This window comes from Collinsella sp. UBA1693 (assembly GCF_002320115.1).
Taxonomy (GTDB): Bacteria; Actinomycetota; Coriobacteriia; order Coriobacteriales; family Coriobacteriaceae; genus Collinsella; species Collinsella tanakaei.
The window spans coordinates 45441-59044 of record NZ_DCJT01000005.1 but is presented as its reverse complement, the minus strand read 5'-3'; the positions used below and the strand labels follow the sequence as shown (position 1 = coordinate 59044).

The window sequence follows — 13604 nt, the reverse complement described above, 5'->3', positions numbered from 1 at the left end:
CCTGGCATACCAGGAAGCCCACCGTTTACTCGCTATCCAAAAACGCGCCGGTCTGGCGGCTCCAAAGCGCGGCATACTCTCCGCCGGCCGCCGCAAGCTCGGCGTGCGTGCCGTCTTCTACGATCTCGCCGTCCGCTAGCACCACGATGCGGTCGAGTGCGGCGACGGTCGACAAGCGGTGCGCTACCACAATCGAGGTACGTCCCTGCATAAGATTCTCAAGGGCGTCTTGCACCAGCGCCTCGCTTTCGGAGTCGAGCGCGCTGGTCGCCTCGTCCAGCACCAAGATGGGCGCGTCCGCGAGGATGGCGCGCGCGATCGCTACGCGCTGGCGCTGCCCGCCGGACAGCTTGACGCCGCGTTCTCCCACCAGGGTATCCAGCCCTGCGGGCAAGCGGTCGATGAATTCGAGCGCGTTGGCGAGTTGCGCTGCGCGGCGAATCTCCGCCTCGGTCGCATCGGGGCGCCCGTAAGAAATGTTTTCGCGGATAGAGCGATGAAATAACAGCGCTTCCTGCGGAACGTAGGCTATCTGGCGACGAAGGCTCTGCTGCGTGCACGCGGAGATGTCCTGCCCGTCAACGTAGACGTGGCCGTCTTGCACGTCGGAGAGACGGAGCAGCAACTTGGTGAGGGTGGTCTTGCCCGAGCCCGAGCGTCCCACCAAGCCCACGCGCTGACCGGGTTCGATGTGCAGGTTAAGGTCGCTAAACACGCGGTCGCCCTGCGCGGCGTCCGCGTAGGCGAATCCAATGTGCTCGAAATCGATAGCCCCGCGGCTAACCGCAAGGTCTGGTGCGCCGGGGGCGTCTTCTACCAGACGCGGCTCGTTCAAAATGCGCGCCATCTCGCTCGCGTCGCCTATGGCGCGGTTCATGCGCTGCATCATGGAGTTGATGTAGTTGAACCGCATGGAAAGCTGGTAGGTGTAGGAGAACATCATCACCAGCATGCCGCTTGAGATGCCAAACCACGCGTTGCCGCCGGCGACGAAAATCGATACAACCAGCATGATCACGGTGATGATGCCGCTGGTGGTGAAGCCGCGCTGCATGGTGGCTCGCATCGAGCGGCTCTCGGCGCGCATGGCGTCAAGGTCCGCTTGGTTGAAGAGGTCCTTTTCAAAGTCTTCTCGTCCGCAGGTCTTGACGGCCAAGATGTTTGTGACGGCGTCTGACAGCACGCCGGAGAGGCGGTTTTGCGCTTTTGCCGTTTCCGCGGAAAGCGGAAGGATTCGCTGGTACATGCGCGTCGCCACGATCACATAGACCACCAGCATCACCGCGAGCGCTGCCGCGTAGGCGGGAACCGCCGGAGCGAGCGCGATGAACGTGCAGGCCGTGCTCGCGATGGTGGGGATGAGCGAGTAGACCACTACGTCCACCATCTGGGTGTAGCCGCTCATGAACTTGCTGGTTTGGCTAACTAGCGCGCCGCCAAACCGGCTGGTGTGAAACGTCATGGATTGGTTGGACAACGTGTCGAAGCATAGGCGGGCCAGGTGGTAGTTGCCGTTGATCTGCAGCTTGTAGACGGCGTAATCCTGCAGCTTTGAGCATGCCTGGCCAATGAGGTTCACGGCCAGAAGCGCCAGGATGTAGGGGCCAAAGACCGTCCATACGTCGTCTGCCGCGACGGGGGCGGCCTGCACGCGGTCCACGATGAGGCCCATCACCCAGGTGTTCACAAAGACCAATAACGCGATGTAGGCGACCGATGTGAATACCGCGAGCACCGCCGCGCCCGGCTTCATGCGGGTGACCTCCCAAAAGCGCCTGAGCGTTCTGCGTACGGCGGGCTTTTCAAGCTTGGTTACGTTTCTTTGCGACATGCAGATCTCCTCGTCCACGTTTTTCCCTCTTAGGTTATCCCCTGAACCTCGCTCAAGGTCAAGTGCGCAGCGAAAGCGCGCGTGTGCTACGGTTATCGCTAGCAGCGAACGCCGAGAGGCGCCGCCGTTGCCCGAGGGGACGAGGAAGGGGAGCGCATGCAGTACAGGATCGATCCTAAAAGCGGCAACAAAGTCTCAGCCCTGGGGTTGGGATGCATGAGGTTTCCAGGTTACCAGGTGGGTCGACCGGACGTCGCGTCGGCAAGGCGCATTATCTCCCGCGCCCTCGAGCGAGGTGTCAACTACCTTGACACCGCCTATCTCTATCCTGGAAACGAGGAGGTTGTGGGCGCCGTTTTGGACGAGCTGGGCGCGAGAGAGAGCGTGTTCCTTGCAACCAAGCTTCCGCATGCGTCTTGTAAGCGGGCCGAAGATTTCGATCGCTTTTTTGACGAGCAGCTGCGCCGCCTGCGCACCGATCATATCGACTACTACCTTATCCACAACGTTACCAGCCCCTCGCAGTGGGAGCGCGTCTGCGCCTTAGGGATAGAGGATTGGATCGCGCGACAGAAGCGCTCCGGCCGCATTCGCCAGATAGGTTTTTCGTTTCACGGAAGCGCCGGGGACTTTCCCGTGATGCTGGATGCCTTCGCGTGGGATTTCTGCCAAGTCCAGTACAACTATGCTAACGAGTACTACCAAGCGGGTACCGCGGGCGTGCTTTCCGCGGCCGAGCGAGGCCTTGCCGTCTTTGTGATGGAGCCGTTGCTGGGAGGTTGCTTGGCCGGCAAGCTGCCGACAGAAGCGTTTAAGGTGTTTGAACAGGCGGGCGACGCAGAGCTTAAGTCGCCCGTGGACTGGGCTCTTGCCTGGGTTTGGAGCCATCCGCAGATCACCATGCTTCTCTCCGGCATGGCCGCGCCCGAGCAGGTTGATCAAAACGTCCGCGTCGCCAACCTCGCCAACCCCGGTTGTATGGACGAGAAGAGGATGCGCGCGATCGCTCGCGTGCAGGAGATCTTCGAAGCGGCAAACCGCGTGCCGTGTACCGGGTGCAACTACTGCATGCCGTGCCCGCGCGGCATCAACATCCCCGGGTGCTTCTCTGCCTACAACGCGAGTTTTGCCCATGGGTGGTTCACGGGCGTGCAGCAGTATTTCACGGCGAGCGCCATTCGTACGTCCGCCCCTAAGCTTGTGAGCAATTGCGTCCATTGCGGTGCGTGCACCCGCCACTGTCCCCAGGGCATCGATATCCCGGCCCGTCTTCAAGACGTGGGCAGGCGCTTGACCCCCGGCCCGGTGGGCGCGGTGCTCAAGGCGATGGCGTCAAAGGGAAACGCGGATAAAGGCAATCGCTAGCGGCGCGCTAGATAGAGCATGGAGGCGGGGGCGATAATCATCACCGCAGCCCCCAGTATCGCATCGATGCCGCATGCGAGCAGCGCCGCCGCGCAAAGGCAGATGAACGCGACGTCCGGACCGGGTCTCTTCGCGCCGGGTTTGTACGAGGGGTCGTCGTAGATCGCCGTAGCAACTAGCGAAAGCGTCATGCCCGCACACATCAGGAGCCGCGCGGCGATGGTGGGCACCGCCTCGCCCGCGCCGATCAAAAGGGTTGAGGCTCCCGCGCAGGCTACGAGCATGCTGGCAGCGAGCGCGGAGTCTGCGAGGAGCAGGCGGATTCTGCCAAATGGCAGCGCATCGCGTATGATCCGGTTGCGGCAATCCTCCGTGAAGACCCTGGTGACCTCGCGCGCTGATTCCATGCCCTGGACGGCGAACACCAGCCAGACCAGGTTCATCATAAAGTGGTGTGGGGTAGTGGCGAGCACAGCATACCACGGGATAATGATGACGCCCCAGAACAGGGCGGCGCTTAGCAGCGCTACCGGCTGGCGCACGTGCGATATGAACGCGCGGGATACCGGGGCAAGCATCCCGGATCCAATGTTGATGACCGATCTGAATCGACGCGCCTCAAGACGCCTGATGCGGAGGAGCTTGCGATAGAGCGCACCGCCTCCCGGGGCGATGCGCAGGTGGCGAAGCGAATGCATGTCCGCGTAGAGGCTGTTGGCGTCGATGATCCTGTCCATGCGTGCGGCGCGCGCGGCGGTGACAAGGGGCGCGATGCCCATCGCGCAGGCGGATGCGCACAATACCCCTGTTTGGGGAGGAAGCGTTATTGGAGCGAGCGTATTGGCGCGGAGGATCGTTCCCATCAGTCCACCCAGACCCCAGCAACCGGCTGCGCCTATAGCAAGGATCGCGCCAGCGGCAAGGCGGCGCCTGCGGGGCGCGATCATGCGTGCCAGACCGGCGGCGTTGCCCAGGGCGGCGCCTATCGGTGTCCCCAAGCACATCAGAGCGGCGACCACGATCGCTGCTTGCGTTCCAATCGCGCTCCCTCCAAAGGTGCCCAGCAGGTACCCGCAGCAGGCCGCAACCGCGGCATATGAAACCAAATTCTTCGTCACGCTCGAGGCCACCCACAGCCCCTTGGGAATCGAGCGGCTCAGCCAGGCGATATCTGCAGCCGTCATATGCACGGGGCATCCTCTCAGCGCCTCGTCCGCTTTAAGGGCGAGGGCGACAAGAGGCGCCAGGTGAAGAGCGAGCATGCAGATGGATGTGCTGATGCCGGTAAGGCCCGCCCCCGCGCTTCGAGCGGTATCGAGGGCGAACATCCAGCAGGATGCGATGGCTCCCATCATTATAAGGACGATATAGAGCTGATAGATGCGGTCAATCGCATCGCGCTCGTCCGCAAGATCGGTACCGGCGGCCCAAAACGCCCAACGCAGCTCGTCGGCAGCGTGGCGTACGTCGAGCCTCAGCAAAATGAGGGTCGGACTCGTCATGCTACAGCTCCCTTATCCCAAGAGCGCCGTTCTGTAGGTGGAAAGTGATGTCCGGGGCGAGTTCCGCGATCTCATGGTGGCTGCTGATGAGCATGGCGCAGCCATCCGTAGCCGCTTCTCGCAGGGCGCCGCTCAGCACATCGCTCGAATCCGGGTCGAGCGGTCCGTAGGGTTCGTCCAAAAGCATAACGCGCGGCCTTGCGGCCAATGCTATTGAGAGGGCGAGTTTTTGCCGCATGCCCCTCGAGTAGGAGGAGGGCAGGCGGTCGAGCTGGCGCGCTATGCCGAGGTCTTCGACAAGGGCCTCGACTCGCTTTTGAGTATCCTCGGCGGCGTTGTTGGCGCGTATGACCAAGTCGATGTGCTCGCGGGCGGTCATGTCATCATAAAAGGAGGGCACGTCGTTGATAAGTAGGAGGTCGGGCCTGCCGTCGCGATGCGCTCGTCTGCCCGCTGCCGCTTCTTGTCCAAAAAGGCGGATCTTGCCGCGTCTTGGGGGCATCCAACCCGCGACGCATCGAAAGAGGGTGGATTTTCCCGCCCCGTTGGGGCCAGTGAGAAATGCGACCTCGCCGGCGTAGAGCTCGAAATCGACCGAATCGAATACTAGGTCGCGTGCGGTGTAGCCGTAAGAGAGGTTCTCTACTTCAAGTGCGGGCGTCTCCTGCGGGGTACTTTGGCTTGCGCGGGTGTGTCCGCGCGATTCGATTTGCTCCATGAGTTGCCTTTCCGGTGTATGAGCGCTAGCGGCTCATGAACCACCAAAAGAAGAGAAGATAGGGGATTGAGACCGCATATAGCGCCACGGGGATGATGATCCATCCGCCCAGTGTCTTGCCCTGTTCGCGACGCCTATTCGCTGTCGCTGCAAAATAGACGGTAATGCCTACGGCGATTATTAGGCAGACAGCAGCCATAAGTGCCACGCCGGATAAGGCGAGCGCGATTCCCGCGCCGGCAGCTACGACGGGAAACATCAGCAGCGCGCAACCGCAGCCCCCGGGGCTGTAGACGCGTGCGCCACCGCGCCGGGCAGCTGTTTTGCATGGCAATCCGCCGGTGTTCGGGCGTCGCATAGCCCCTCCTCGCGTTGATAATCGGAGCTTTCCATGCGTTGTAGATAGGTTAGCACCACATATCGATGGATGGATGTGGAATTCGCCGTATTGGGATGAGGGCTGCGGGGTATCAAAAGAAAGTCTATGAAAATAGTAGGATATATCACCCTGGAGGGATTATGTGTAAAGCCAATGGGACCAAAGAGGCCAATGCGACCAAGACGGATGAGGGGGCGACGGTCGCTCGGAAAAAGCTTCTGTTCATAGTTGGTTCGCTGCGAGCGGGATCGTTTAACCGCGCGCTTGCGGATTATGCCGCGCATGTGGTGGGCGATCGAGCCCAGGTCGACTATCTTGACTACTCGGACGTGCCGTTTATGGACGAGGATATCGAGTTTCCCGCCCCAGCGTCCGTGGAGCGGGTGCGCCGGCAGGTGGATGAGGCGGACGGGGTTTGGATCTTCACGCCCGAGTACAACTTCAGCTATCCCGCCGCGCTGAAGAACGTGCTCGACTGGCTGAGCCGGCCCCAGGTTGCTGGCGACCATGATGCGGCGGTGCCGCTTACCGACATGCCCGTGGCCATAAGCGGCGCCGGCGGTAAGAACGCGTGCGCCAACGTGCGCCGCCAGCTGGTCGACCTGTTGAACTACGTAGAGGCGACCGTTGTCGGCGGCGAGGGCGAGGGCTTTGTGCTGCCCGCCGCTGCTTGGACCGAGGGCGTCTATGATATCCCCGAATGGGATAAGACCCGCATTGCCATGCAGGCAGAGGATTTGCTCGCTGCAACCAAGCGGTAGCGGACGCGTTGCATCGTCCACATACTTATGCATACCTGTTGCCGTTTGCCGCGCAAAACGGACCTTCGCCCTTTACGCGGCTTCTATTTCTCTCTTTCCGCGCGTCCTCGGGTACGAATTGCATAACGCTACGGGTTTTGCAATGCGCCCCGGTGCTTATGGAGGACGTCATGGAACGCCGCGACAAGCAAGGGAAGCGGTAGGTTCTTTATCAAGGTCGCGCTCACGGTCGCGATTCTGTTAATGGTGTTTCCGGCGTTCCTCTTGCTGCCCGGCGTCCCGGTCTCCTTTGGCTTTTTGGGATTCGACGGCAGACTGGTAGCTTTTGCGATATGCGTCATCTCGCCTATTGTGCTGATATGGAAGCGCGGCATGCGATTTCTTTGGGCAGGGCGCTTGTTTTTTGTCCTTGGCGCCGGGTTTATGGTTGCGAGCTATTTGGACGCCACGCGCGGGCTGGGACAAAAAGCGAGTTAGTGCGGAGGTTAGGACAAATAATGCGTTAGTGCGGTCCCTAGAGTGTCAAATAATACGTTAGTGCGGAATGGGAGAGGAATAGCAAGGGTGCCTTATGAATAACGTGAACGAATCACCCGAGCTAGATGGCCCGGGTGATTCTGCTCGATGTATAAGCAATTCGTGTTAGGCCTGATCCAAACCGCACTAACGCACTATTTGACAAAACCTCCGCACTAACGCGTTTTTTGACACTCCCTATCAAGATGGTGGGGTAATGCAAGCAGGGGTTTATGTTAGCTGGAAACTCGCGCTATTCCTCGTCCACAACAAGAGGAACGAACTTGAACGCGTTGCAGTCGACCAGGCCGCGATTGGTGATGCGCAGGTCGGGCAGGCATGCGAGCGAGGTTAGGCCCATGGTCATGAAGGGCGAGGGCATGGAGCAGCCCATGTCGGCCCAGGCTCGCTCCAGGCCGGCCACCTCGCTCGCGACTTCTTCCAACGGCTTGGTGCTCATAAGGCCTGCCACCGGCAGCTCCACCAGCCCCAGGACGCGTCCGTCCTGCACGGCGACGGCTCCGCCGCCGCAATTCACCAGGGCGTTCGCCGCTATGGCCATGTCCTCATCGTTGTCGCCGACGACCAACAGGTTGTGGGCGTCGTGAGCCACGGTCTGCGCCAGGGCGCCGTGGATTCCGTAGCTGCTGGTGAAACCGTACCCAAAGGTTCCCGTCTCGTGATGGCGTTCGAAGACAAAGGCCTTGAGCACGTCTTGGCCGGTGTCGCAGAGCAGCTGGCCATTGGCCACGGGCACGGCCATATGGCGCTCGATGTTGCTCACGCGGCCTGGAATCGCCTCGACAACACGGACGAGGGCGGTGGGGCCGGTAAGGGGTTCACCGTCCGAATCTATCGCGGGGATACGGAAGGTTTCCGGCGTGATCTCTCGACCCAAGTGCATGGTGTTGAGAATCCATTCCGGATAGGACGTGCCCTCGACCTCGAAGAGCGCGCGGCCGTCTTCAGCCACCACGTCGCCGTCGATCAGGGTCATCTGCACGTCAAAGTCCACAAGGCTGCGCATCAATACCATGTCCGCGCACTTGCCCGGGGCGATGCTGCCAAGCTCGTGGTCCATGTGGAAGCAAGTGGCCGTGTTGATGGTCACCATCTGCAAGGCGATAACGGGGTCGACGCCCTCTTGCACGGCGCGGCGCAAGATGTGGTCCAGGTGGCCGTTCTCGACCAGCGTGTTGGGGTGCGTGTCGTCCGAGATGAGGTTCATGTACCGCGTGTCGATGGCACCGGAAGTGATCGCCGGCGCCAGATGGGCCAGGTCGCGCCATGCAGAACCTTCGCGCAGCTGCGCGTACTGGCCCAGGCGCACCTTGGCGAGCACGTCTTCCGCGCGGGTCGATTCATGGTCGCAGCGCACGCCGCTTGCCACGTAGGCGTTGAGGCCGCGGTCGGTTTCGGGAATGGAGTAATGGCCGGTGACGCATTCGTCCGCCCTAAGCGTCGCGACGATCTCGCCCAAGGGGTGCTCGGCTCCCGCCAGAACGCCGGGGAAGTTCATCATCTCGCCCAGGCCTACCACCGCGTCCCAGGACATGGTCTTTTCAACGTCATCGGGGCCTATCGCAGCGCCCGTATCCTCAAAACCGGGAACCGCTGGCACGCACGAGGGCGTGGTCACCATGGCCTTGAGCGGGGTGCGGCGCGCGTCCTCGACCATAACCTTGACGCCGTCGAGCCCGACTACGTTGGCGACCTCGTGCGGGTCCCAGTAGATGCCCACGGTGCCGTGCGGAACCACGGCGCGCGCGTACTGGGCGGCGCCCATCATCGACGATTCCACGTGAATGTGCCCGTCCAAAAAGCCCGGAGCCAGATAGCGGCCGGCGGCGTCGATCACCTTGGTGTCGGGTCCTATACAGTGCTTGGCGTCACCCACGTATGCGATGCGTCCGCAGCTTACGGCGACGTCCATATGGTCCAGGACCTCGCGCGTGTTGACGTTGACCAGTCTTGCGTCGCGAATGACGGTCTCGGCAGGCTGTTGTCCTTGCGCCACGGCGATAAGCGTGCGGCTGCATTCCCAAAGCGGCGTCTTGCAAAAGGTGTTGATCACGTTGGCTCCTCTCGTGCGCACCCGTTTTTGTTGCTCTACATAATACCCGCGGACGCTCGCGGCAGTCGGGCGGGTATGATGATGCGCAGCGAATGGAGGATGCGGATTGGAGGGTGCATATATGGATAGGTCTTCACGCGCGCGCTGTTTTGCCCGCGTGCCAAATTCGATAGGGGAGCACGTCGGCTTCGACCAGCTGCTCGACGCGTTTGCAGAGGGCGAGGCGCTGGTTGCGAACACGTCTGTCCACGGGGTCGAGCTCGCCTGTGAGGATGCGGGCGAGGCGACGTTTGATACCGTTCTCTTCCGCTCCTGCCAGTTCGATGGCGTCGACTTTTCCGGTTGCACGTTTCGCGACGTGCGTTTTGAGAGCTGCCGCTTTACCCGGGTCTCTATGGAACGCGCGTGGCTTAACCGCTGCGACTTCATCTCGTGCTCCGCGCCGGGGCTCAACCTGCTGTCCTCCCGTTTGGCGGGCGTGCTCATCGCGGATTCGGATTTCTCGCTCGCGAACCTATCCGAGACCTCGATCGATCAGTTGCGCGTAACCTCTTCTCGCCTGCGCGAGGCCGCGTTGCAAAGCGTTCAACTCAAGCGCTGCGAATTCAAGCAAAGCGACCTGGTGCGCCTGGACGTGTTCCGTACGCCGCTCAAGGGTATCGATGTGAGCAGCTGCGAGTTCTCGGCGCCCGTGCTCTCGTCCGATTACCGCGAGCTTCGTGGCGCGCGCGTCTCGCCCTCCCAGGCGCTCGAGCTCACCAGCCTCTTGGGCGTAGAGGTTGCGGACGAGTAGCGTTTGGACGAGCAGGGCTTGCGAGCAAGTCCGTTATCTGGATGCGAATGCATACGATATGTATATAACTTCAAGTAATATTCATTATCTATGTATGCATGAAAATCAGCTCACATATGGGCGTTTACAAGAAAGGAACCAACCCATGCTTTCGATAGGATGCCATCTGTCTACCACCAAGGGCTATACGGCGATGGGGGAGACGGCACTGTCCATAGGCGCCAACACGTTCGCCTTCTTTACCCGTAACCCTCGTGGCGGCAACGCCAAGGCGCTTGACCCAGCGGACGTCGCCGGCTTGCGCGAGATTTTGGACCAACACGGGTTCGCCACGCTGGTCGCGCACGCGCCCTACACCTATAACCCTTGCTCGGCAAAGGAGAGCGCTCGTGAGTTCGCGCTAGGCGCCATGGCGGAGGACCTGCAGCGCATGGAGATGCTGCCCGGTCAGTACTACAACTTCCATCCCGGTTCGCATGTTGGCCAGGGCGCCCAGCGCGGCATCGAGCTCATTGTCGAGGCCTTGTGCCAGGTGATGTTTGAGGGTCAGTCTACCTGCGTCTTGCTTGAGACCATGGCGGGCAAGGGTACAGAAGTCGGTCGTAGCTTTGAGGAGGTCGCGGCTATTATCCAGGGCGTTGTGTCTCGCCGTCCGGAGCTCGATGGCTGCTTGGGCGTTTGCATGGATTCTTGCCATGTAAGCGACGCGGGCTATGACATCATCCGTGATTTGGACGGCGTTTTGGACGAGTTCGACCGCGTGGTCGGCCTTGACCGCCTGCGCGCCATGCACCTCAACGATTCCAAGAACCCTTGCGGCGCTCATAAGGACCGCCACGAGGTCATCGGTCAGGGCTACCTTGGCAGCGAGGACCTTGGTGGCGGCATGGACGTGTTCAAACGCATCGTGACTCATCCCGTTCTGCGCGACTTGCCGTTCATTTTGGAAACCCCCAACGAGCTTCCCGGTTACGCGCGCGAGATCGAGCTGCTGCGCGGCCTGGCGGGTTAGGCCGTCGCTCCCATGCGTGCTGGCTGCATGGGATGAAAGCGCATCCAATCGCCCCCGTTCTGAATACGGCTCCTCTCGTACTTGGGTGGAGCCGTTTCTTGTTCGTGCATACTGCGTGCATAACGATTCATCATTGATGAAACAAAGGGGAAACATACAAGCATCTTTAGGTGCCGCATATGCAAGAAAGCGTATACTGCAGCGAAAGAAACTGCGTGAAGGGAAAGCAGCTTCTACTTTTCGCTTTTGGGAGTGATTGCATATGTTCAAGATGAAGAAGCTGGGTGCCGTCGCCGCATCCCTCGCATTTGCCGGTGCGTTGGCCCTGACCGGCTGCGGCAACTCCGACGCCCCCGCGGATTCCGCGGGCAGCGCGGACGCCTCCGGTTCCGATACCATGCAGCTGGTGACCGACGGCACGCTGACCATTGGCACCTCTGCTGAGTACGAGCCCTTTGAGTATATGGAGGATGGCGAGTACAAGGGTTTTGACCTGGAACTCGCGCAGGCCATCGCCGACGACCTGGGTCTCGAGCTCAAGATTGAGAACGTCGACTTCGACACCATCGTCCCCGGCGTCGCTTCCGGCACCAAGTACGACATGGGCATCGCCGCCATTACCGCTACTCCCGAGCGCGAGAAGGAGGTTGGCTTTACCGACTCCTACTACATGGATGACCAGGCCATCGTCACCATGGCTGACAACACCGAGATCACCGGCGACAACTACGCTGATGCACTGAACGCCGAGGGCGTGAAGATCGCCGTCCAGTCCGGTTCCACCGCCGAGGCTTTTGCCAAGGAGAATTTCCCCAACGCCGAGCTGGTTCCCTTTAAGAACGCTACCGACTGCTTCGCCGCCGTCCAGTCCAGCCAGGCGAACGCCTTGGTGACCAACCGTTCCGTCGCCGCCCAGCTGGTCGCGACCTCCTTTAGCAACGAGCAGGTTATCAAGCAGATCTCTACAGGCGAGGAATACGCTATCGCCGTCAACAAGGACAACACCGCCTTGCTTGACGCTTTGAACGATTCCATTGCCAAGCTCACCGAGGACGGCACCGTGGACGAACTGATGACCAAGTACAACATCAAGTAAAGGTCTTTATCACCGCAGAAACACGGCCCTCCCCGCCTGCGAGCGAGGAGGGCTTTCGCGGCATAAGGGGTGCCGGGTTTCGCGGCGCCCCGGTTATGGTTTTTGGTAAGAAGGGAAAGACGATGGAGATCAGGGGAACGTCGAGATTCGATGCGATTCGCCGCGGTTCAGCCTGCAGGGGTGCTTGTAGCAAAGATGCGCGTCGTAAGGGCATCCTCGTCCGTATGCGCTCGCTGGGCACCACCGTGCTTGCATGCGTCGCGCTGGCGGCGTGCCTTGCCGTGACGGTCGCGCCCATCCAGGCTCAAGCGCTCGAGGTTGAGAAGCTCACCTGCCGACCCAACGGGGATTCCGGCAGCGACGTGCTAGGCGGATCCGAGACGCGTATCACCTGGGAAGTCCAAGCGGATGCGGACGAGGCGTTGAAGGGCCTTTCCATCACCGTGCCCGCGGGCACCACCTACACCACTGAGGACCTGCGCGTGACCATGCTTTCCGGCGAAGACCTTATGGATCGCGAGTTTATCGAGCCCAAGATGGAGGAGGACGGCGAGACCTTGCGCCTTACCTTTCCCCAGGCGGCGCCCGCGGGCAGGTTCTTCCGTCTTGAACTTTACGGCGTGGTGTTTCCCGCTGCCGGCGGCGATATGCAATGCGCGGGCACCTATACGCTAGAGGATGGCTCCGAGCATGATGTTGAGGGCATTCCCGCAGTTACCGTAAAGGGCGTTACCCCCTTTGACCAGTTCAAGACCTTCCTTGAGGAACAGGCGTGGGTTCAGGCGTGGAATTCCAATACGTTTTTACGCCTGTTCTTCAATCCGGTGTTGATCGTTAGCAGCCTGCCCATCATCTTTACCGGTTTCTTGATGTCGCTTGCGATTGTACTGGTGGCGTTTCCGCTGGCGATTCCGTTCGGCTTCATCTTCGCCCTCATGCGCATCTCTAAATCAAGGATCCTGCGCGCCATCGCCGGGGTGTATGTAAACCTCATCCGCGGCACGCCGGCGTTCCTGCAGATATACATCGCGTTCTTTGGCTTGCCCTTGGCTGGCATCAATATCGATAACTACGCGCTGGGCGTCATTGTCATGGCCATGAACTCCGCTGCGTACCTGTGCGAGATTTTCCGTGCCGGCATCCAGTCCATCCCCAAGGGCCAGTCTGAAGCCGCGCGCTCACTTGGCATGAGCGCCACGCAAACCATGGTGTCGATCATCATTCCCCAGACGTTCCGCAACGTTATTCCCACTCTTACCAGCGAGTTCATTTTGCTGTATAAGGACACCTCGCTGCTTGCCGCGGTGGGCGTTATGGAAATTGTCATGTATGCGAAAACCATTGTGGCGACTACCGGCTCCATTACCCCGTACGTGGTCGCCGCCCTATTCTATCTGGTGGTCACGTTGCCCCTTGCACGCGTGGTCAGCATGCTTGAAGCGCGCCTCACAGGTGCTACCGCCGGGACCAACGCCGGTCCCACCGGCAAGAAGCCCCAGAAGAGCGCCGGTACCGTTGTGCCCACCCCGCCCGATCACATCGCAGGCCTGTAGGGAG

11 protein-coding genes are annotated in these 13604 nt (G+C 60.8%); 6 read left to right on the top strand and 5 right to left on the bottom strand.

Annotation, left to right across the window (positions count from 1 at the left end):
- Window positions 1–25: 25 nt before the first annotated feature.
- Window positions 26–1831: an ABC transporter ATP-binding protein gene (locus tag B3H65_RS02555; RefSeq protein WP_286684021.1), complete on the bottom strand. Its 1806-nt coding sequence runs from the start codon at window positions 1829–1831 to the stop codon at window positions 26–28.
- 156 nt (window positions 1832–1987) lie between these two features.
- Between B3H65_RS02555 and B3H65_RS02550 the strand changes: the two genes are divergently transcribed.
- Window positions 1988–3196, top strand: coding sequence for an aldo/keto reductase (locus B3H65_RS02550; protein WP_286684020.1), 1209 nt, complete (start codon window positions 1988–1990; stop codon window positions 3194–3196).
- Here B3H65_RS02550 and B3H65_RS02545 read toward each other — a convergent pair.
- Genes B3H65_RS02545 through B3H65_RS02535 form a run of 3 tightly spaced genes read right to left on the bottom strand, consistent with a single transcriptional unit; the run spans window position 3193 to window position 5774 of the window.
- Entirely contained in the window at window positions 3193–4698 is a 1506-nt protein-coding gene (locus B3H65_RS02545; protein WP_286684019.1) for a hypothetical protein, read from the bottom strand. The genes B3H65_RS02550 and B3H65_RS02545 overlap by 4 nt on opposite strands.
- A gap of 1 nt (window position 4699) precedes the next feature.
- Window positions 4700–5416, bottom strand: coding sequence for an ABC transporter ATP-binding protein (locus B3H65_RS02540; protein ID WP_286684018.1), 717 nt, complete (start codon window positions 5414–5416; stop codon window positions 4700–4702).
- A 25-nt stretch (window positions 5417–5441) separates the two neighbouring features.
- On the bottom strand, window positions 5442–5774 hold the full coding sequence (locus B3H65_RS02535) for a hypothetical protein (RefSeq protein ID WP_286684017.1): 333 nt from the start codon (window positions 5772–5774) through the stop codon (window positions 5442–5444).
- A 161-nt stretch (window positions 5775–5935) separates the two neighbouring features.
- Between B3H65_RS02535 and B3H65_RS02530 the strand changes: the two genes are divergently transcribed.
- Entirely contained in the window at window positions 5936–6556 is a 621-nt protein-coding gene (locus tag B3H65_RS02530; RefSeq protein ID WP_270480340.1) for an NADPH-dependent FMN reductase, read from the top strand.
- A 769-nt stretch (window positions 6557–7325) separates the two neighbouring features.
- Here the strand turns inward: B3H65_RS02530 and ade are convergent.
- A complete protein-coding gene (ade, locus tag B3H65_RS02525) occupies window positions 7326–9146 on the bottom strand; it encodes an adenine deaminase (protein WP_286684016.1) in 1821 nt (606 codons plus the stop codon).
- A 121-nt stretch (window positions 9147–9267) separates the two neighbouring features.
- Here ade and B3H65_RS02520 point away from each other — a divergent pair, with 121 nt between their 5' ends.
- From B3H65_RS02520 to B3H65_RS02505, 4 genes are all read left to right on the top strand, one after another.
- Window positions 9268–9939 carry a pentapeptide repeat-containing protein gene (locus B3H65_RS02520; RefSeq protein ID WP_286684015.1) on the top strand — a complete coding sequence of 224 codons (672 nt, stop codon included), beginning with the start codon at window positions 9268–9270 and terminating at the stop codon, window positions 9937–9939.
- Between the two features lie 145 nt (window positions 9940–10084).
- Window positions 10085–10951 (top strand): deoxyribonuclease IV, encoded by an 867-nt coding sequence (locus B3H65_RS02515; protein WP_286684014.1) that lies wholly within the window; start codon window positions 10085–10087, stop codon window positions 10949–10951.
- Between the two features lie 262 nt (window positions 10952–11213).
- Window positions 11214–12047 (top strand): ABC transporter substrate-binding protein, encoded by an 834-nt coding sequence (locus tag B3H65_RS02510; RefSeq protein WP_286684013.1) that lies wholly within the window; start codon window positions 11214–11216, stop codon window positions 12045–12047.
- A gap of 122 nt (window positions 12048–12169) precedes the next feature.
- Complete coding sequence (locus tag B3H65_RS02505) at window positions 12170–13600, top strand: amino acid ABC transporter permease (RefSeq protein WP_286684012.1); 1431 nt, start codon at window positions 12170–12172, stop codon at window positions 13598–13600.
- The last annotated feature ends 4 nt before the right edge of the window (window positions 13601–13604 follow it).